19 protein-coding genes are annotated in these 19,193 nt (G+C 67.3%); 7 read left to right on the top strand and 12 right to left on the bottom strand.

Translation table 11 applies throughout. The features are described from left to right. The 6 genes from A9W96_RS02550 to A9W96_RS02525 form a co-directional block, all read right to left on the bottom strand. Positions 1-781, bottom strand: a 781-nt coding sequence (locus A9W96_RS02550) for an MCE family protein (protein WP_067137775.1), incomplete at its 3' end; no start/stop codon positions are given. Further along, positions 781-1,983, bottom strand: coding sequence for an MCE family protein (locus tag A9W96_RS02545; RefSeq protein WP_066870555.1), 1,203 nt, complete (start codon positions 1,981-1,983; stop codon positions 781-783). The genes A9W96_RS02545 and A9W96_RS02550, both read right to left, overlap by 1 nt. A 19-nt stretch (positions 1,984-2,002) precedes the next feature. Continuing rightward, the gene (locus A9W96_RS02540; RefSeq protein WP_007772500.1) at positions 2,003-2,845 is read right to left on the bottom strand and encodes an ABC transporter permease; all 843 of its coding nucleotides are present in this window, start codon (positions 2,843-2,845) and stop codon (positions 2,003-2,005) included. A gap of 19 nt (positions 2,846-2,864) precedes the next feature. Continuing rightward, the gene (locus A9W96_RS02535; RefSeq protein ID WP_014379050.1) at positions 2,865-3,629 is read right to left on the bottom strand and encodes an ABC transporter permease; all 765 of its coding nucleotides are present in this window, start codon (positions 3,627-3,629) and stop codon (positions 2,865-2,867) included. A 234-nt stretch (positions 3,630-3,863) separates the two neighbouring features. Further along, positions 3,864-4,778 carry a 3-oxoacyl-ACP reductase gene (locus tag A9W96_RS02530; protein ID WP_067137769.1) on the bottom strand — a complete coding sequence of 305 codons (915 nt, stop codon included), beginning with the start codon at positions 4,776-4,778 and terminating at the stop codon, positions 3,864-3,866. 44 nt (positions 4,779-4,822) lie between these two features. Continuing rightward, positions 4,823-5,014, bottom strand: coding sequence for a ferredoxin (locus tag A9W96_RS02525; protein ID WP_007772497.1), 192 nt, complete (start codon positions 5,012-5,014; stop codon positions 4,823-4,825). A 213-nt stretch (positions 5,015-5,227) separates the two neighbouring features. Here A9W96_RS02525 and A9W96_RS02520 point away from each other — a divergent pair, with 213 nt between their 5' ends. The 5 genes from A9W96_RS02520 to A9W96_RS02500 all read left to right on the top strand — a co-directional run bounded on the left by A9W96_RS02520 (position 5,228) and on the right by A9W96_RS02500 (position 10,135). Beyond that, positions 5,228-6,409, top strand: coding sequence for an acyl-CoA dehydrogenase (locus A9W96_RS02520; protein ID WP_066870564.1), 1,182 nt, complete (start codon positions 5,228-5,230; stop codon positions 6,407-6,409). Positions 6,410-6,437: 28 nt separating this feature from the next. Then, positions 6,438-7,535: an acyl-CoA dehydrogenase family protein gene (locus tag A9W96_RS02515; RefSeq protein WP_067137767.1), complete on the top strand. Its 1,098-nt coding sequence runs from the start codon at positions 6,438-6,440 to the stop codon at positions 7,533-7,535. A 5-nt stretch (positions 7,536-7,540) separates the two neighbouring features. Next, the gene (gene fadD17, locus A9W96_RS02510) at positions 7,541-9,052 is read left to right on the top strand and encodes a long-chain-fatty-acid--CoA ligase FadD17 (RefSeq protein WP_067137765.1); all 1,512 of its coding nucleotides are present in this window, start codon (positions 7,541-7,543) and stop codon (positions 9,050-9,052) included. A gap of 58 nt (positions 9,053-9,110) precedes the next feature. Next, positions 9,111-9,332 carry a hypothetical protein gene (locus tag A9W96_RS02505; protein WP_067137763.1) on the top strand — a complete coding sequence of 74 codons (222 nt, stop codon included), beginning with the start codon at positions 9,111-9,113 and terminating at the stop codon, positions 9,330-9,332. A gap of 89 nt (positions 9,333-9,421) precedes the next feature. After that, positions 9,422-10,135, top strand: coding sequence for a hypothetical protein (locus A9W96_RS02500; protein ID WP_067137761.1), 714 nt, complete (start codon positions 9,422-9,424; stop codon positions 10,133-10,135). On the opposite strand, the gene A9W96_RS02495 is transcribed toward A9W96_RS02500, so the two are convergent. The 4 genes from A9W96_RS02495 to A9W96_RS02480 all read right to left on the bottom strand — a co-directional run bounded on the left by A9W96_RS02495 (position 10,121) and on the right by A9W96_RS02480 (position 15,009). Continuing rightward, positions 10,121-11,671 carry an acetolactate synthase large subunit gene (locus A9W96_RS02495; RefSeq protein WP_067137759.1) on the bottom strand — a complete coding sequence of 517 codons (1,551 nt, stop codon included), beginning with the start codon at positions 11,669-11,671 and terminating at the stop codon, positions 10,121-10,123. The genes A9W96_RS02500 and A9W96_RS02495 overlap by 15 nt on opposite strands. After that, positions 11,668-12,495 carry an amidohydrolase family protein gene (locus A9W96_RS02490; RefSeq protein ID WP_067137757.1) on the bottom strand — a complete coding sequence of 276 codons (828 nt, stop codon included), beginning with the start codon at positions 12,493-12,495 and terminating at the stop codon, positions 11,668-11,670. The genes A9W96_RS02495 and A9W96_RS02490 overlap by 4 nt, the downstream gene beginning before the upstream one ends. A gap of 97 nt (positions 12,496-12,592) precedes the next feature. Next, positions 12,593-13,360, bottom strand: coding sequence for a fructosamine kinase family protein (locus A9W96_RS02485; protein ID WP_067137755.1), 768 nt, complete (start codon positions 13,358-13,360; stop codon positions 12,593-12,595). After that, a complete protein-coding gene (locus A9W96_RS02480) occupies positions 13,357-15,009 on the bottom strand; it encodes an acyl-CoA synthetase (RefSeq protein ID WP_067137753.1) in 1,653 nt (550 codons plus the stop codon). Before A9W96_RS02480 ends, A9W96_RS02485 begins: the two co-directional genes overlap by 4 nt. 70 nt (positions 15,010-15,079) lie before the next feature. Here A9W96_RS02480 and A9W96_RS02475 point away from each other — a divergent pair, with 70 nt between their 5' ends. Beyond that, on the top strand, positions 15,080-15,907 hold the full coding sequence (locus A9W96_RS02475) for a crotonase/enoyl-CoA hydratase family protein (protein ID WP_197497920.1): 828 nt from the start codon (positions 15,080-15,082) through the stop codon (positions 15,905-15,907). A gap of 131 nt (positions 15,908-16,038) precedes the next feature. Here A9W96_RS02475 and A9W96_RS02470 read toward each other — a convergent pair whose 3' ends face one another. Then, complete coding sequence (locus A9W96_RS02470; RefSeq protein WP_066870591.1) at positions 16,039-17,262, bottom strand: cytochrome P450; 1,224 nt, start codon at positions 17,260-17,262, stop codon at positions 16,039-16,041. Between the two features lie 44 nt (positions 17,263-17,306). Here A9W96_RS02470 and A9W96_RS02465 point away from each other — a divergent pair, with 44 nt between their 5' ends. Continuing rightward, the gene (locus A9W96_RS02465) at positions 17,307-18,029 is read left to right on the top strand and encodes an acetoacetate decarboxylase family protein (RefSeq protein WP_067137751.1); all 723 of its coding nucleotides are present in this window, start codon (positions 17,307-17,309) and stop codon (positions 18,027-18,029) included. A gap of 113 nt (positions 18,030-18,142) precedes the next feature. Here the strand turns inward: A9W96_RS02465 and A9W96_RS02460 are convergent, their stop codons facing one another. Then, the gene (locus A9W96_RS02460) at positions 18,143-19,174 is read right to left on the bottom strand and encodes an LLM class F420-dependent oxidoreductase (protein ID WP_066877066.1); all 1,032 of its coding nucleotides are present in this window, start codon (positions 19,172-19,174) and stop codon (positions 18,143-18,145) included. Positions 19,175-19,193: the final 19 nt, after the last annotated feature.

The raw sequence follows: 19,193 nt of genomic DNA, 5'->3' as shown, positions 1-19,193 counted from the left end.
ACACACCCGTCAAATCCGTCGTCGTGGAGGCCAGCGGCGGGATGGCGCCCGCGATGTCGTCCTTGTGCTGGGCCAGCCCGGTGATCAGCTGCTGCAACTGGTCGACGCTGGCCGAGAACTGCGCGCTGCGTTGATCGACGGTCGTCAGCACCGTGTTGAGGTTGTTGATCACGTCGCCGATGAGCTGGTCGCGCTGGCCCAGCGCCGAGGAGAACGCGCTGGTGTCGGCGAGCACGTTCGACAACGCCCCGCCCTGGCCCTGCAGCAGCTGGATGACAGCGCTGCTGATCGTGTTGACCTTGTCCGCGTCAAGTCCTTTGAGCACCGGCCGCAGACCGCCGAGCAGCGCGTCGAGGTCCAGTGCGGGCTGGGTGTGCTGGCTGTTGATCGTCGCGCCGGCCGGAAGTTTGCGCAGCTCACCGGGGCCCGACGTGATCTCCAAAAACCGGTCGCCGACCAGGTTTTCGTAGCGAATCACCGCGCGGGTCGACGAGTAGAGCGTGTAGCGCTTGTCGACGCCGAACTTGACGTCGATGGTGTTGTCGGGGTTGAGCTTGATGTCCGACACCGCCCCGACCGGTACGCCGGCGATGCGCACCTTCTGGCCCGACTTCAGCCGCGACACGTCGGTAAACGTTGCGTGATAAGTGCTTTCGGGACCGAACCGGAAGTCACCGAACACCACCACCAGACCTGCCGACACCAACAGCATGGCCACCGCGAAGATGCTGACCTTGATCATCATCTCGCGGTGCGACGGCATGCCCGAACTTTCCGGCATCAGAAGTCGTCCCGTTCCGCGAAGGCGCCGTGGAACAGGAACTGCAACGTCGAGGGCGCGTCGAACTGCAGTTCGGTGAACGGCTCGTACGGGATGTTGGCGTTGTCGGTCACCAGGAACGGCGCCCGGTACCACGACCCGCCGTGTTGCTTGTTCGGGATGTCGGGCAAGCCGCGGCAGTTCGGACCGCCGGAGGCGTTCACGACCGGCAGCGATTCCGGATACGTATAAGACGGCGCACCCAGCACGAAGCTCGACGACGTGAACAGGCCGGCTTTCTTCACACCAAGGATCGGTCCGAACTCCTTGAGGCCTCGGTCGATTCCGGCGAAAAGGCAGCCGAATTCCGGCGAGTACTCGGCGGCCACCTTGAGCGGCGCCCGCAGCCGGTTGATCGCGTCGATGAAGTCCTGTTCGGCCGGGGCCAGGGTGTCATACGCGTTGTTCGACAGGCCGATGGTGGCCAACAGCGTGTCGTTGAGGTTCTTCTGCTGGTCGACGACCGTCTTGTTGATCGTCGGCAGGTTGTCGACCACGGTCGTCAGGTCCGGCGCCGCGTCGGCGTAGGTGTTGGCCACGACCGCGGCCTTGCGGAAGTCCTCCTGCAGGGCAGGCAGCTTCGGGTTGGCCTGGCGCGTCAGGGTATTCAAGCCCGACAGGATGCCGCCCAGGTCGTCGCCGTGACCGCGCAGGCCTTCCGCGAACGCGCTGAGCGTCCCGTTGAGTTCGACGGGGTCGATCTTGTGCAGCAGGTCCATCAGCGACTGGAACAGCGTGTTGACTTCCAACTGCACCGAAGAGGCCGCGACGTGCGCATCCGGGCGCAACGACGTGGGCGAAGGCGACTGTGGCGGAATGAATTCCACCGCCTTGGCGCCGAAGATGGTGTTACCCGCGATGTGCACCGCCGCGTTGGACGGAATGAAATGCAGGTCGTCGCTGTTGATTCCCAGCGTGAGCCGCGCCTGGTCCCCGGAATAGTCGATGGTTTCGACTTTGCCGATCTGGATGCCCCGGTACTTGACCTTGGCGCCCTTCTCCATCACGAGCCCGGCCCGGGGCGCCGACACTGTGACGGTGTCGATCGACGCGAATGCCGCTGTATAGGAAAGGTAGGTCAGCACGGCGAAAGCCACCATCAGGCCGGCCAGCACTGCTGCTGCCAGCCGGACGGTTGTGCGTCGCGCGTCTGTGTTCGCCATGTCCTTTTAAGCGGTCCTCTTATCCGGAGAGGTTGAAGTTACCGGACGCTCCGTACACAGCGAGCGAGATGAACAATGTGATGACGACCACGACGATCAGCGACGTCCGCACGGCTTGGCCGACAGCGATGCCCACGCCGACCGGACCGCCGTGGGCGTTGTAGCCGTAATAGGTATGGACCAGCATGACCGCGATGGACATCACGATGGCCTGCAGGAAAGACCACAGCAGGTCCGACGGGATCAGGAACGTATTGAAGTAGTGGTCGTAGAGGCCCTTTGACTGCCCGTTGATGTAGACCGTGGTGAAGCGGGCCGCGAAGAACGCGGCCAGCACCGACAGCGAGTACAGCGGGATGATCGCGATGAGCCCGGCGATCAGGCGGGTTGATACCAGGTAGGACACCGAGTGCACCGCCATGCATTCGACGGCGTCGATCTCCTCGGAAACCCGCATGGCTCCCAGTTGCGCTGTGGCACCGGCACCGATGGTGGCGGCCAGCGCGATGCCGGCGATCACCGGTGCGACGACCCGGACGTTCAGGAATGCCGAGAGGAATCCCGTCAACGCCTCGATGCCGATGTTGCCCAGCGACGAATAGCCCTGCACGGCAATGACACCGCCGGAGGCCAGCGTCAAGAAGGCCGCCACACCGACCGTGCCGCCAATCATGACCAGGGCCCCGGCGCCCATCGTCATCTCGGCGATCAGCCGGACGGTCTCCTTGCGGTAGCGGGTCAGCGCGTTGGGGACATACCGCATGGTCTGCCCGTAGAACAACGCCTGCTCGCCGAAGTCGTCGACCGGCTCTTGCAGGCGGGTGAAGATGCGGCGGAACCGCAGCGTGGCGTCGTAACTCATCGCGTGCTCACCCGTTCCGTCACTTCGCCGAGATCCGCACGCCGATGGCGGTCATCACCACGTTGATCACGAACAGACAGATGAAGGCGTAGACCACCGTTTCGTTGACCGCGTTGCCGACGCCCTTGGGGCCACCCTTGACGGTCAGGCCGCGGTAGCAGCCCACCATGCCGGCCATCACGCCGAACAGCAGCGCCTTGACTTCGGCCAGCACCAGCTCGCGCAGCCCGGTCAGCACGGTCAATCCGTTGATGAAGGCCCCGGGGTTGACGCCCTGCAGGAAGACGGAGAACACGTAGCCGCCGGAGAGACCGATGGCGCACACCAGCCCGTTGAGCAGCAGGGCCACCACCGTGGAGGCCAACACGCGTGGCACGACCAGCCGCTGGATCGGGTCGATGCCCAGCACCCGCATCGCGTCGATCTCCTCGCGGATGGTGCGGGCCCCGAGGTCGGCACAGATCGCGGTGGCGCCGGCACCGGCCACGACGAGCACGGTCACCACCGGGCCCAGCTGGGTGATGGTGCCGAAGGCCGTCCCGGCGCCGGACAGGTCGGCGGCGCCGATCTCGCGCAGCAGGATGTTGAGGGTGAAGGCCACCAGGACGGTGAACGGGATGGACACCAACAGCGTGGGCACCAGCGACACGCGCGCGATCATCCACGTCTGATCGAGAAACTCACCGAATTGAAACGGCCGGCGGAATGCCGCCCGGCCGGTATCCATCATCATCTCGAAAAATCCGCCGACGGCGCGGGCGGGGACCGCGAGTTGTTCCCTCAACGCGGCCCCCCCCTCGGTTTGGTCTCGGCGAAGTCTATGTGTGGCCTTTGCATCGTCTACGGTCGCTCGTGGCTCGGTGTGAGCCGGATCATATTAACCCAGAACAAGTTCACCATGTCAATGAACAGCACTTCTTATCCGAACCGTTAATTCGGCTGGTCAGAAGCACTTGTCACGTGTCAAACTGACACACGTTCTACCTGGCGATTCCCCCAATCGGCCAGCCGTCAGCGGCTATTGTTCCATCAGCGCGCTGGCGGAAAAATTGTGCTCAGGATCACGGCCAGCAAAGTAATCCTGCAGCGTCGAACTCAGCTGCGCGGGGTCCCACGCGGCGCCGTCGGCGCTGAATTTCCGCTCCACGGTCGGCGCGGCGACCAATGTCACCTGTGGACCGTAGACGATGAAGACCTGTCCGTTCACCTCGGCGGCCGCCGGTGACGACAGGAACTTCACCAGATTGACGACGTGCTCGGGTGACAAGGGGTCGATGCCGCCCGCTTCCACCTCGGGTGCGTCGCCGAAGACGTCGGCCGTCATCGCGGTGCGGGCGCGGGGGCAGATGGCGTTGGCGCAGACACCGTAGCGGCCCAGAGCTCGTGCGGCCGTCAGAGTGAGCGAGATGATGCCGGCCTTGGCGGCGCCGTAATTCGCCTGCCCGACCGGACCGACCAGCCCGGCCTCCGACGCGGTGTTGACGATCCGCCCGAAGATCTGGCCGCCCGCCCCCTTGGCCTTTGACCGCCAGTAGGTCGCCGCGTTGCGGGTCAGCAGGAAGTGACCGCGCAGGTGCACGGCGATGACGACATCCCACTCCTCGTCGGACATGTTGAACAGCATCCGGTCGCGGGTGATGCCGGCGTTGTTCACCACGATGTCGAGGCCGCCCAGCGAGTCGGCCTGAGCAACCAGTTCGTCGGCGGTGGCGCGTTCGCTGATGTCGCCGGCCACAGCGACGGCCTTGGACCCGGCGGAGTTGATCTCGTCGATGACGTCGGAGGCGTCCAGCGCCGCCGCGATGTCGTTTACGACGACGGTCGCGCCCTGGCGGGCCAGGCCGAGCGCCTCGGCGCGGCCCAGGCCCGCGGCCGCACCGGTCACCACCGCGACCTTTCCGGAGAGATCGGTCGCGTTCGTGCTGCTAGTCAATTTATGAATACCTCTAGTTTCGGGTTACGCGCTCGGGGCTCGGATTAGTCGCCGCGCTGAAGTGCCGCGCGCGGGCATTCGGCGATCGCCTGCTCGGCCAGCTGCTCCTGATCGGCGGGAATCGGGTCGAGCTTCACCACGGCGTAATCCTCGTCGTCCAGGTCGAAGATATCCGGGGCAATTCCCAAGCACACTGCGTTACCTTCGCACCGGTCACGGTCCACGATCACCCGCACAGCACCCTCCTTGAACCTGGCCTTCACCGCAAGACTCGCTTCATCAGCATGTAGGTCCACCATAGGGCCCTGACACCGCTGGGGAAACGGTCGCTGGATTCCCAGACTAGAACGTGTTACAACCGGGAAGGCGAACGGGTAGCCGTTGGTCGAGCTGCGGCCTGTGACGAGGGTTGTCACTGAAGAACGTCGTAAATCTGAAGGACGGCTGAAATGCGCATCAGTTACACCCCGGAACAAGAGGACCTGCGTCGCGAGCTGCGGTCGTACTTCACCGCGCTGATGACCCCGGAGCGCCGCGAGGCGCTGACCTCGACGGGGGGCGGCGAGGTCGGGACGGGCACCGCGTATCGCGACACCGTCGCGCAGATGGGCAAGGACGGGTGGCTCACCCTGAACTGGCCCAAAGAGTACGGCGGCCAGGACCGCTCCCCGATGGACTCGCTGATCTTCACCGACGAGGCCGCCATCGCGGGCGTGCCGGTGCCGTTCCTGACCATCAACAGCGTCGCGCCGACCATCATGGCGTTCGGCACCGAGGAACAGAAGAAGTTCTTCCTGCCCAAGATCGCCGCCGGCGAACTGCACTTCTCCATCGGGTATTCCGAGCCGGGCGCGGGCACGGACCTGGCCAATCTGCGCACCACCGCGGTGCGCGACGGTGACGACTACGTGATCAACGGCCAGAAGATGTGGACCAGCCTGATCGCCTACGCGGACTGGGTGTGGCTGGCGGTCCGCACCAACCCGGACGCCAAGAAGCACCGCGGCATCTCGATGCTGACCGTGCCGACGACCGCCGAAGGTTTCTCCTGGACGCCGGTGCACACCATGGCCGGGGTGGACACCAGCGCCACCTATTACTCCGACGTGCGCGTGCCGGTGACCAACCTGATCGGCGAGGAGAACGGCGGTTGGAAACTGGTGACCAACCAGCTCAACCACGAGCGGGTGGCGCTGGTTTCGCCGCAACCGATCTTCCTGGCGCTGCGCGAGGTCCGCGAATGGGCGCAGAACACCAAGGACGCCGGCGGGGCGCGGTTGATCGATTCCGAGTGGGTGCAGATCAACCTCGCCCGGGTGCACGCCAAGGCCGAAGTTCTCAAGCTGATCAACTGGGAGTTGGCCTCGGCCACCAGTGAAGCCCTGTCGCCCGCCGATGCGTCGGCGGCCAAGGTGTATGGCACCGAGCTGGCCACCGAGGCGTACCGGTTGCTGATGGAGGTGCTGGGTACCGCGGCGACGGTGCGCCAGAATTCGCCCGGCGCATTGCTGCGCGGCCGGGTCGAGCGAATGCACCGGGCCTGCCTGATCCTGACGTTCGGCGGCGGCACCAACGAAGTCCAGCGCGACATCATCGGCATGGTCGCCCTCGGTCTGCCTAGAAACCGCTGAGCCGCTACGTAATAGAAGGACGGACGTCATGGATTTCACCACCACCGAAGCGGCGCACGACCTCGGCAACCTGGTCGACACCATCGTGGACTCGGTATGCACCCCCGAACACCAGCGCGAGCTCGACGGGCTCGATCAGCGCTTCGACCGCGACCTGTGGGCAAAGCTGATCGACGCCGGCATCCTGTCCAGCGCGTCGGCCACATCGCTGGGCGGTGACGGCTTCGGCGCGCTCGAGCAGATCGCGATCCTGGTGGCGCTGGGGCACCAGCTGGCCGCCGTGCCCTATCTGGAGTCGGTGGTGCTGGGCGCCGGAGCGCTGGCCCGGTTCGGTTCCGAAGAGCTGCAACAAAACTGGGGTGTGCCGGCGGTCAAAGGCGAGAAGACGCTCAGCGTCGCCCTCGACGGTGAGATGGGCGAGGGGCCGGTGCGGGCGGCCGGCGCCGGTGCGGGCTACCGGCTGACCGGGACGCGCACCCAGATCGGATTCGGCCCGGTGGCCGACGCGTTCCTGGTTCCCGCCGAAACCGATTCCGGCACAGCCGTTTTCCTGGTCGCCGCCGACGACCCGGGGGTCACGGTGACCGCGCTGGAAACCACCGGCCTGGGCAGCGTCGGGCATCTCGCCCTGGACGGAACCGAGGTGGACGAGAGCTGCAAGGTCGGGGGCGCCGAGGTCGTGACCTGGCTCGGCACGCTGGGCACCTTGGGGCGCAGCGCTTTCCAGCTCGGGGTGCTCGAGCGGGGCCTGCAGATGACGGCCGAATACGCCCGCGAGCGTGAGCAGTTTGATCGCCCGATCGGCAGCTTCCAGGCGGTGTCACAGCGGCTCGCCGACGGTTACATCGACGTGAAGGGGTTGCGGCTCACGCTCACCCAGGCGGCCTGGCGGGTCTCGGAAGACATCGCCGCCGAAATCGACGTCGCCAGTGCGGCGTTCTGGGCCGCCGAGGCCGGTCACCGGGTGGCGCACACCATCGTGCACGTGCACGGCGGCGTCGGCGTGGACACCGATCACCCGGCGCACCGCTACTTCCTGGCGGCCAAGGAGACCGAATTCGCCCTCGGCGGTGCCACCGGTCAGCTGCGGCGGATCGGCCGGGAGCTGGCGGAGACGCCCGCTTAGGCGCAATGGATCTCACCGACGACCTGACGGTCACCAAGCTGCTGGAGCCGCTGACCGAGATCGACGATCGGGGTGTGTACTTCGAGGACTCGTTCACCAGCTGGCGCGACCACCTGCAGCACGGTGCCGCGATCGCCGCGACGCTGCGGGCGCGGCTCGACCCCGCCCGGCCGCCGCATGTCGGCGTGCTGTTGGAGAACACCCCGTTCTTCTCGGCGATGCTGGTGGCGGCGGGCATGTCGGGGATCGTGCCGGTGGGACTCAACCCGGTGCGCCGGGGCGAGGCCCTGCGGCGTGACATCGCGAGGGCCGACTGCCAATTGGTGCTGGCGGATTCGAGATCGTCTGAGACGCTGGGTGATATCGAGCACCTGAACGCCGACTCGCCCGAGTGGGCCGAGGAGGTCGCCGCGCACCGCGACGCCCCGATCTCCTTCCAGGCCGCGTCGCCGGCGGACCTGTTCATGTTGATCTTCACCTCGGGCACCAGCGGCGAGCCCAAGGCGGTCAAGTGCAGCCACGGCAAGGTGGCGATCGCGGGCGTGACGATGTCACAGCGCTTCGGCCTGGGCCGCGACGACGTCTGCTACGTGTCGATGCCGCTGTTTCATTCCAATGCGGTGTTGGTCGGCTGGGCGGTGGCGGCGGCCTGCGAGGGCTCGATGGCCTTACGGCGCAAGTTCTCTGCTTCGAATTTCATCGTCGACGTCCGTCGTTACGGCGCCACCTACGCCAACTACGTGGGCAAGCCCCTGTCGTATGTGCTCGCCACGCCGGAGCGACCCGACGATGCCGACAATCCGCTGCGGGCGGTCTACGGCAATGAGGGCGTACCCGAGGACATCGAGCGCTTCGGCCGCAGGTTCGGGTGCGTCGTGCAGGACGGGTTCGGTTCCACCGAGGGCGGCGTGGCCATCGCCCGCACCCCCGATACGCCGGCGGGTTCACTGGGGCCGCTTCCACAGGGCATCGACATCATCGATCCCGACACCGGGGCGTCCTGCCCGCCTGGCGTGGTCGGCGAATTGGTCAACACCGCGGGGCCGGGGCGTTTCGAGGGTTACTACAACGACGAGGCGGCCGAAGCCGAGCGGATGGCCGGCGGGGTGTATCACAGCGGTGATCTCGCCTACCGCGACGACGCCGGCTACGCGTATTTCGCTGGGCGGCTGGGCGATTGGATGCGGGTCGACGGCGAGAACCTGGGCGCCGCCCCGATCGAGCGGGTGCTGCTGCGCCACCCCGACGTCACCGAGGTCGCGGTGTACTCGGTCCCCGACCCGAGGGTCGGCGACCAGGTGATGGCGGCGTTGGTGATGGCGCCGGGCACCGAGTTCGAGGACGAGAAGTTCCGCGCGTTTCTGGCCGAGCAGCCGGACTTGGGACCCAAGCAATGGCCGTCGTACGTGCGGATCACTACCGAACTGCCGCGGACGGTGACCTTCAAGGTGTTGAAGCGCCAGTTGGCCGCTCAGGGTGTGGACTGCGACGACCCGGTGTGGCGGATCCACCGCTAGGGACCCGGGTCGTGCGTTGCCGCCGGATGTGCGGTCCACACAGTAAACTCAGCGCTTGATGAAAATCCGCGAAACGATCGCCTGCTCGATCCTGGTCGGGTCGCTGGGTGGCGCCGCGCTCGGGCTGGGCTCCGGTTTGGCCGCGGCGGATCCGCCTCCGGCGCCTCCCCTGCCTCCGCCACCACCGCCGCTGGTGTGGTCGCCGCCGACGCCGGACCGCGAACCGTGGGAAGTCCCGCCCCCGCCGGAGCAGGGGCCGCCGCTCCCGCCGGCGGGCTGATGGTTTTGCCGACAAGGAGACGCGATGGTTGATGCGCCGGTCCCCCACCTCGGCGTCGCTGTGACGCGCGCCGATAACGGAACCAGCGCATGACGGCACGCCCACTCGAGCTCGCGCTGGAAGCCAGCTTCGACCAGCTTGCCGCCGCCGTGCCGGCGAACGTCGGCGTCGCGATCGCCCGGCCGGACAGAACCTTTTCGCTGGGCAGCTGGTGGTCGGGCGTGGCATGGTCGACCATCAAGGTGCCGTTGGCGATAGCGGCGCTGCGCAACGATTGGCTGGGCGCGCGCGATTTGGTCGTCAAGGCGATCACCGAATCCGACAATCGCGCCTCCGAACAGTTGTGGTCGCAGTTGGGCGAGCCCGCGCAGGCGGCGCGACGGGTGCAGGTCGTGGTGGCCGAGGGCGGTGACACCGCGACGGTGGTCGAATCGCGTCGACTGCGCCGCGGGTTCACCGCATTCGGCCAAACGCAGTGGAGCCTGCAGCGCCAAGCGCGGTTCGCAGCGGAGCTCTCGACCATCCCCGACGCCGTCGAAGTGATCGACCTGATGCAGCGCCTGGTCACCGGCGACCAGTGGGGCCTGGCCGCCAAAGGCATTGCCGCCAAGGGTGGTTGGGGGCCTGGTGTGCACGGCGAGTACCTGGTCCGGCAATTCGGCATCGTCCCCACCCCGGCCGGCCAGTGGGGCGTGGCGCTGGCAGCCGATGCGCACGACGGCGCGTTCGAGACGGGCGTCGACGTGGTCAACACGATGACGGACTGGCTGCTGAGCCGGTTGCCGACCCTAGCCCGTTATTGACGGCACCACGGCGTCGATCAGATGCGGCCCCGGTTCGGCGAAGGCGGCGCGCAGCGCATCGGCCAATTCCTCGGCCGTGGTGACGCGCCGTGCGGGTACTCCCATGCCCTCGCTGATCTTCACGAAATCCATTGTCGGGTCAGATAAGTCGAGCAGTGACAGCGCTTCAGGGCCGGGCGCCGACCCGGCGCCGACGCGTTGCAGCTCGATGCGCAGGATGTCGTAGGCGCTGTTGTTGTACAGCACGGTGGTGACGTCGAGGTTCTCCCGGGCCTGGGTCCACAATCCCGAAATCGTGTACATGGCCGAGCCATCGGATTCCAGACACAACACCGGGCGATTGGGGGCGGCCACCGCGGCGCCCACCGCGGCCGGTATGCCGTAGCCGATCGCCCCACCGGTCAGGGTCAGCCAGTCGTGCGCCGGCGCCCCGGCGGTCGCCTGGGCGAGCAGCACGCCCGAGGTGTTCGACTCGTCGACCACGATGGCATTTTCGGGCAGCAGCGCCCCGATCACATCGGCGGCCGACGCGGAGGTCAGCGGGCCCCTCGGCAGCGGGGGACGCGATGCGGCGGCCACCGGCGCCTCGGTGCCGGGTGCCACCTGGTCGGCCAAAGCGATCAAAGCCTCTGCTGCACCGCTGTATTCGGCGAGCACGTGCACCTCGCAGCCGGCCGGTACCAGATCGCTGGGCATGCCGGGGTAGGCGAAGAACGACACCGGCGACTTGGCGCCGGCCAGCACCAGATGCTTGGCGCCGTCCAGCTGGGCCGCGGCGGCCTCGGCGAAATAGGCGAGCCGGTCGACCGCGGGGACGCCGGCGCCGCGCTCCAGCCGGGTGGGGAAGGTTTCGCACAACACGCGCGCACCCGTTGCCGCCGCAATGCGGGCGGCCGCCGCCAGCCCGGCACGGCGGGTGGCGTCGCCGCCCACCATGATCACCGTGGGCTCGCCGGAGCCGAGCACCTCGAGCACCTCGGGCGCCAACAGCGGATCGGCGCTCGCCGGCTGCGCATCCAGGTTGGAGAACAGCTGGGCGCCGTCGGACCAGGACACGTCGGCGGGCAGGATCAGCGTGGAAATCTGTGAACCCCACCGGCTGGCCGCGATGCCCTCGACGGCGTCGGCCGAAACCTGGGAGGCGTCAGCGGTCCGGCGCACCCAGCCCGAGACGGTGCCGGCCAGCGCGTCGATGTCGGATTCCAGTGGGGCGTCGTATTTTTTGTGATAGGTCGCGTGGTCGCCGACGACCACCACCATCGGTACCCGCGCACGGCGCGCGTTGTGCAGGTTGGCCAGGCCGTTGCCCAGTCCGGGTCCCAAGTGCAGCAGCACCGCGGCCGGTCGATCGGCGATGCGCGCGTAACCGTCGGCCGCTCCGGTGGCGACCCCCTCGAACAGCGCCAGCACGCCGCGCATCCGCGGCACGGCGTCCAGCGCCGCGACGAAGTGCATCTCCGACGTGCCCGGGTTGGCGAAACACACGTCGACGCCGCCGTCCACCAGGGTGTTGATCAGGGCCTGGGCACCGTTCACTTGACTGCCTCCAGTCGGAAAACTCGTTCGGCGTTGCCGCGCAGGAAATCTCGGCGGGCCTCGTCGGACAGCCCGAGGTCGTCCAGTCCCGCCAGCGCGTGTTCGTGGGTGATCATCGGATAGTTGGTGCCGAACAACACCTTTCGTTGCCCGGTACCGGTCTTCATGAACCTGACCAGTTCATCCGGCAACCGCTTGATGGTGTACGCCGAGGTGTCGATGTAGACGTTTTCGTGCTTGCGGGCCACCGCGACCATCTCCTCGGTCCACGGATAGCCGACGTGACCGCAGACGATCACCAGCTCCGGGAAATCGAGCGCCACCTGGTCGATGTAGGGAATCGGCCGGCCGGTCTCCGACGGGCGCAACGGACCGGTGTGGCCGACCTGGGTGCAGAACGGCACCCCGGATTCCACGCACTGGGCGAACAGCGGATAGTAGCGACGATCGGTGGGCGGGGCATCCCACAACCACGGCACCACCCGCAGGCCGACGAACCCTCCGTCGGCTATCCGGCGCCGCAGCTCCCGGACGGCTTCCATCGGCCGGTCCAGGTCGACGGTGGCCAGCCCGGCGAGCCGGTTCGGGTGCGCGCCAATCCATTGCGCCACCTCGTCGTTGGAGACCAGGTCGGCTCCCCCCGGCCCCCGCCAGGCGCTGAGCACACCCACTTCGACGCCGGCGGCGTCCATCGACGCCAGGGTCGCCTCGATCGGGATATCGGTGTCGGGGATCGACCCGCCCGTCCACCGCCGCAGGGATGCCAGCATGTCGCTGCGCAGGAACCGCGCAGTCGGATGCTGCATCCAGACATCGATCGTCATGCGATTGGACTTTAGCCCGCCGACGATGCGCGCCGCGGAGCGGCGGGAGGAGGAGACGGGCAATCAACACCAGACCGGGCCTGGCCACCCTCCGACCTCAGAGGGTCAGCGCGGCGCGGGCGCAGGCGTGCGTCTGCTGCGCGTACCCGCCGCCGAACAGCGCCACGTGCGCCAGCAGCGGGAAGAGCTGGTGCAGGCCGGTGCGGTCGCGCCAGCCGGGCCGCAGCGGTCGCACCCGCTGATAGCCGTCGATGACCGCGTCGAGATGGGGGCAGCCGAACAGCGCGAGCATCGCCAGGTCGGTCTCGCGGTGACCGGCGTGTGCGGCCGGGTCGATGAGCACCACACCGTCGGGCGTCCACATCACGTTGCCGCTCCACAGATCGCCGTGCAGCCGCGCCGGGGCGTCGTCGTCGTCGAAATCGCCCGCGCGGCAACGGGCCGCGACGGAGTTCACGGCGTCGCGGGTGGCGGCGTCCAGGCCCGGGGCGGCGAGTTCGGCCATCGGGGCCAGCCGCTCCTCGGCATAGAACTCACCCCAGCGCCGGTGCGGGCGCAGTGAGAGCGGCAGGGGCTGCGACAGCGGCCCGAAAAAGCCCGGCCCGGCCCAGCCGTCCGGCCCGGCGCCGAACGCCGCGGCGCCGGCGTCGTGCGTGACGGCCAGCCGGTTGCCGAATGCGCGCGCGGCCTCGGGGGTGGGGCGCACGGAGTCAAGGCGCCGCAGGGTCAGGCTCGTGTCATCGACGGCGACGACCTGCGCGCACGGCACACCGCCGTCGACATCGGAAAGCCATTGCAGCCCTGCGGCTTCCCAAGCGAAGAAGCCGGTCGGTGCGGCCGGATTACGTTTGACGAAGTCGGTCACGCAGTGGCGTGAGCGGCGTGCACGTCGTCGGCCGGGCGGCCCTCGGTCTGCTCCTTGGCCCAGCGGTAGTCGGGCTTGCCCGCGGGCGACCGCTTGACCTCGTCGACCAGCCACAGGCTGCGCGGCACCTTGTAACCGGCGATCTCGGAGCGCACGAAGCTGTCCAGCTCCGACAGCGTCGGTCGCGATCCCGGCCGCGGCTGCACGACGGCGGCGACGTGCTGGCCGTACCGCGCGTCCGGCACGCCGACCACCAGGGCGTCGAAGACGTCGGGGTGGCCCTTGAGCGCGGCCTCGACCTCCTCGGGGTAGATCTTCTCGCCGCCGCTGTTGATCGACACCGAGCCGCGGCCCAGCATCGTGACGGTGCCGTCCTCCTCGACGGTCGCGAAGTCGCCGGGGATGGCGTAACGCACGCCGTTGAAGGTCTTGAACGTCTCGGCGGTCTTCTTCTCGTCCTTGTAGTAACCGACCGGGATGTTGCCCTTCTTGGCAATGAACCCGCGTACTCCGGAGCCGGGCTTGACCTCGTTGCCCTGTTCGTCGAGGACGACGGTGCGGTGGTCGATCGTCACGCGCGGGCCGCCGGCATGCGGCGCGTCCTTGGCGACGATGCTGGTGCCGCCGAATCCGGTCTCCGATGAACCGATCGAGTCGGTGATGACGCGGTTGGGCAGCAGCTCGAGGAACTTCTCCTTGATGCTCGGCGAGAACAGCGCCGCGGTGGAGGCGAGCAGGAACAGCGACGACAGGTCGTACTCGTTTCCCTTGTCCTGGTGCGCAAGTAGCGCGTCGAGCAGCGGTCGCGCCATCGCGTCGCCGGTGAAGAACAGCAGGTTCACCTTGTGTTCGTGGATCGTGCGCCAGACCTCGTCGGCGTTGAATTCCGGTGCCAGCACGGTGGTTTGGCCCGAGAAGATCGACATCCAGGTGGCCGATTGGGTGGCGCCGTGGATCATCGGCGGAATCGGGTGGCGGACCATCGGTGGGTTGGCCGCGGCGGCCTTGGCCAGGTCGTACTCGTCCTTGACGAATTCGCCTGTGGCGAAGTCGGTTCCGCCGAACAGCACCCGGTAGATGTCCTCGTGGCGCCACATCACGCCCTTCGGGAAGCCGGTGGTGCCGCCGGTGTAGAGCAGGTAGATGTCGTCGGCGCTGCGCGGGCCGAAGTCGCGCTCGGGCGAGCTGCCCGCGATCGCTGAATAGAACTCGACGCCGCCGTAACGGCTGAAGTCGTTGTCGCTGCCGTCCTCCACGACCAGGATCGTCTTGACGTCGGGGGTGTCGGGCAGCACGTTGGCCACCCGGTCGGAGTACTGACGCTCGTGCACCAGCGCGACCATGTCGGAGTTCTCGAACAGGTAGCGCAGCTCGCCCTCGACGTAGCGGTAGTTGATGTTCACCAGGATGGCGCCCGCTTTGACGATGCCGAGCATCGCGATGACGATTTCGATGCGGTTGCGGCAGTACAGGCCGACCTTGTCGTCCTTTTTCACCCCTTGCTCGAGCAGGTAGTGAGCCAGGCGGTTGGCCTTCTCCTCCAGCTGGGCATAGGTCAACTTCTCGTCGCCGCAGATCAGGGCGACACGGTCGGGCACAGCGTCGATGGCGTGCTCTGCGAGATCGGCAATATTCAAGGCCACGGCCACCAAATTAGAACGTGTTACATTTCGAGGCAAGCTCGTGCCCATTGTCGAGGGAAAGGCGGTAGCCGTGACCGTGGAGAATGCCGGAACCCCAGCAAACACCGAAAACGGGGAGACCGGACCGGACGCGCTGGTGGAACAGCGTGGTCACACCCTCATCGTGACCATGAACCGGCCGCACCGCCGCAACGCCTTGAGCACGGAAATGATGGAAATCATGGTCCAGGCCTGGGACCGCGTGGACAACGACGACGACATCCGCGTCTGCATCCTGACCGGGGCCGGTGGCTACTTCTGCGCGGGCATGGACCTCAAGGCAGCAACGCAGAAGCCGCCGGGCGAGTCGTTCAAGGACGGCAGCTACGACCCGTCGCGAATCGATGCCCTGCTCAAGGGCCGCAGGCTCAAGAAGCCGCTCATCGCGGCCGTCGAGGGCCCGGCCATCGCCGGGGGCACCGAGATCCTGCAGGGCACCGACATCCGGGTGGCCGGTGAGAGCGCCAAGTTCGGCATCTCCGAGGCCAAGTGGAGCCTGTACCCGATGGGTGGCTCGGCCGTGCGGCTGGTGCGCCAGATCCCCTACACCGTGGCCTGCGACCTGCTGCTCACCGGCCGGCACATCACCGCCGCCGAAGCCAAGGACATCGGCTTGATCGGCCACGTCGTTCCCGACGGGCAGGCGCTGGCCAAGGCGCTCGAGATCGCCGAGGTGATCGAAAACAACGGACCGCTGGCCGTGCAGGCGATCCTCAAGACGATCCGCGAGACCGAGGGCATGCACGAGGAAGAGGCCTTCAAGCCCGACACCGCCAACGGGATACCGGTGTTCCTCTCCGAGGACTCCAAGGAGGGCCCCCGCGCGTTCGCCGAGAAGCGCAAGCCCAACTTCAAAAACCGCTAGGCCGGGGCCCCACCTCGCCGAGCGTGCCCCCCCTCGCCGAGTGCCCCACCTCGCCGAGCGTAAGCGCACTGCGGAAAAACAGGCGCAATTTCGCAGTGCGCTTACGCTCGGCGCAAACGGGATGCAGAGCGTCAGCTCAGCAGCGGCGCGCTCGGGGTGAACACCACCGGCATCGCTTCCAGGCCGCTGACGAAGTTCGCCGGCCGCAGCGGCAGCGTCGAGTCGTCATCGGCCAGCCGCAGATCCGGTAGCCGCTTGAGCACCCGCTCGGTCATCATCGACAGCTCGAGCCGGGCCAGCTGGTTGCCCAGGCAGAAATGCGTGCCGAAGCCGAAGGCCATGTGGCTATTCGGGTTTCGACGAATGTCGAAGTTGTCCGGGTCTTCGAACACGGACTCGTCGAAGTTACCCGACTCGAAGAGCAGCATGATCTTCTCGCCCTCGCGCAACGAGGTGCCGTGAAAGTCCGTATCAGCCGTCAAAGTTCTGCACATGTTCTTCACCGGCGATGTCCAGCGCAGCATCTCCTCGATGGCACCGGGAAGCAACGACGGGTCGCGCACCAGGGCCTCCCACTGGTCGCGGTGGCGCACCACCTGCTCGGTTCCGCCGCTCAGGGTGTGCCTGGTGGTCTCGTCGCCGCCGATGAGGATGAGCAGCGTCTCCATCACGATCTCGTCGTCGGACATCCGCTGCCCCTCCACCTCGGCGTTGACCAGGATGGAGAACAGGTCGTCGGTGGGCTCGGCGCGCCGCTTGGCGATGATGTCCATGGTGAACGCGGTGTAGGCGGCGAAAGCCTCCATGACCGTTTGGAATTCGGCCGACGCCGGGTCGATGTGGGAGCTCAGCCCGCACACCAGGTCGTCGGACCACTTCAACAGCATGCTGCGTTCGGAGGGCAGCACGCCCAGCATGTCGCCGATCACCGCCATCGGCAGCGGGGCGGCGATGTCGCGGACGAAGTCACACTCGCCGCGCTCACACACCGCGTCGATCAGCGTGTCGCACAGCTTGGCGATGGACGGCTCCTTCTCCTTCACCCGCTTGCGGGTGAAGCCGGCGTTGACCAGCTTGCGCCGCAACAGATGCGCGGGATCGTCCATGTCGATCATGTAGGGCATGCCGGGCTGGTCGGGACGGATGCCGCCCGTGCTGGAGAACAGTTCCGGATTGCGTTCGGCGTCCAGGATGGCTTGGTAGGTGGTGGCACCGGCCAGGCCGTTGCGATCCCGAAACACCGGATGGTTGGCGCGCATCCAGCGGTAGGCCTCGCGCGAGGTGTGACGGTCCGCGTAGAAATTACCGTCTGCCAGATCGATGTTCGAGATTGCTTCCGGGATGGTCGAAGTCATCTACAGCCTCCAAATGTGTTGACGAGCGGATTACAGTAACCGGCATGCCTGAGTCACAACACGTAGTTGCGGGGACGGTCCTCACCATGCCGGTGCGGATACGAAAAGCGGATGTGCATACCGCGATGTTTTCGGTGGATGCGCAAGCGGCGCAACGCCTTATCGACTACAGCGGCCTGAAAGTCTGCCAGCACCGCCGCGGCCGGGCGGTGGTGAACCTGATGCTGGCCCGCTATATCGACGGCGATCTGGGGCAGTACCACGAATTCGGCACCGCGGTCATGGTCAACCCGCCCGGCTCGACGGCGCGCGGCTGGCGAGCACTGGGCGATGCGGCCGCGTTCATCCACCACCTGCCCGTCGACCAGAGCTTCACCCTGGAAGCGGGCCGCTCGATCTGGGGATTCCCAAAGATCATGGCGGAGTTCACCGTTCGCGAGCAGGGCCGGTTCGGATTCGACGTCAGCGCCGATGGCGCGCACATCGCGGGCATCGACTTCGCCCGGGGAGTGCCGGTGCCCTCGATGTTCACCTCGCGCCCGCAGGTGCTCAAGACCTACACCTTCGCCGAGGGCACCACCCGGGAGGTGCCCTGGGAGATGCGGGTGCGCGGGCTGCGCGGCCAGCCCGGCGGGGCGACGCTGCGTCTGGGCGATCACGCCTACGCCAAGGAGCTGGCGTCGCTGGGACTGCCGAAGCGGGCGATGATCTCTGGATCCGTCGGCCACGTCGAGATGACGTTCGGCGACGCCCACCCGCTCGGCTGACCGGCCGGGCGCGCGCTGCTTCGTCGTCGGGCGTGCCATCCGGACAATCTAGAACGCGTTCTAAGCCCCTGGCAAGAAAATTAGAACGTGTTCTAGTTTGGCGGGCGCGGCCGTCAGATCAGCGTCGCCAGCTCGCGGACCTGCTCCGTACTGCGTCCGGACACCACCATCATGGTGACGCCGGCGGCCTCCCAGGCCTTGATCTGCTTACGCACGTAGTCGATGTCGCCGACGATCGCGGCGTCGTCGATCACCTCGTCGGGGATGATCTCGGCGGCCTTGTCCTTCTGGTTGCTGCGGAACAGCTTCGTCACGTCGTCGACCACTTGCGCGTAGCCCATCCGCCGGTAGACGTCGGCGTGGAAGTTGGTGTCCTCGGCGCCCATGCCGCCCATGTAGAGCGCGATGTAGGGCTTCATCGCCGCGAACGCCGCGCTGCGGTCCTCGGTGATCACGATGTTGGCCGTCGCGCAGATCTCGAAGTCCTCGCGGCTGCGGCGGGCGCCCGGCCGGGCGAACCCCTCGTCCAGCCACTCGTTGTAGGTGTCAGCCATGCGCGGCGTGTAGAAGATCGGCAGCCAGCCGTCGCAGATCTCGGCGGCCAGCGCGACGTTCTTCGGCCCCTCGGCGCCCAGCATGATCGGGATGTCGGCCCGCAGCGGATGGGTGATGGGCTTGAGCGGTTTGCCCAAACCCGTTGCGCGCTCACCGGTCAGCGGCAGCGGGTAATGCGGCCCGGCGCTGGTCACCGGCGCCTCGCGCGCCCACACCTGCCGGATGATGTCGATGTACTCGCGGGTGCGGGCCAGCGGCTTGGGGAAGGACTGGCCGTACCAGCCCTCGACCACCTGCGGGCCGGAGACACCCAGGCCGAGGACGTGCCGGCCCCCGGACAGGTGGTCGAGCGTCAACGCCGCCATCGCGCAGGCCGTCGGGGTGCGTGCGGACAGCTGAACCACCGACGTGCCCAGCCGCACCCGCGACGTCGACGAACCCAACCAGGCCAGCGGGGTGTAGGCGTCGGACCCCCAGGCCTCGGCGGTGAAGACGGCGTCGTAGCCGGCCTCCTCGGCCGCGGCGACGAGCTCACCGTGGTTGTGCGGCGGCTGAGCGCCCCAATATCCCAGCTGCAATCCCAGCTTCATCGTCGTCACCCTTCCGGTG

The sequence above is a fragment of the Mycobacterium sp. 1245852.3 genome (assembly GCF_001669335.1).
GTDB classification, from domain to species: Bacteria; Actinomycetota; Actinomycetes; order Mycobacteriales; family Mycobacteriaceae; genus Mycobacterium; species Mycobacterium europaeum_A.
This window is presented reverse-complemented; position numbering and strand designations above follow the sequence as displayed.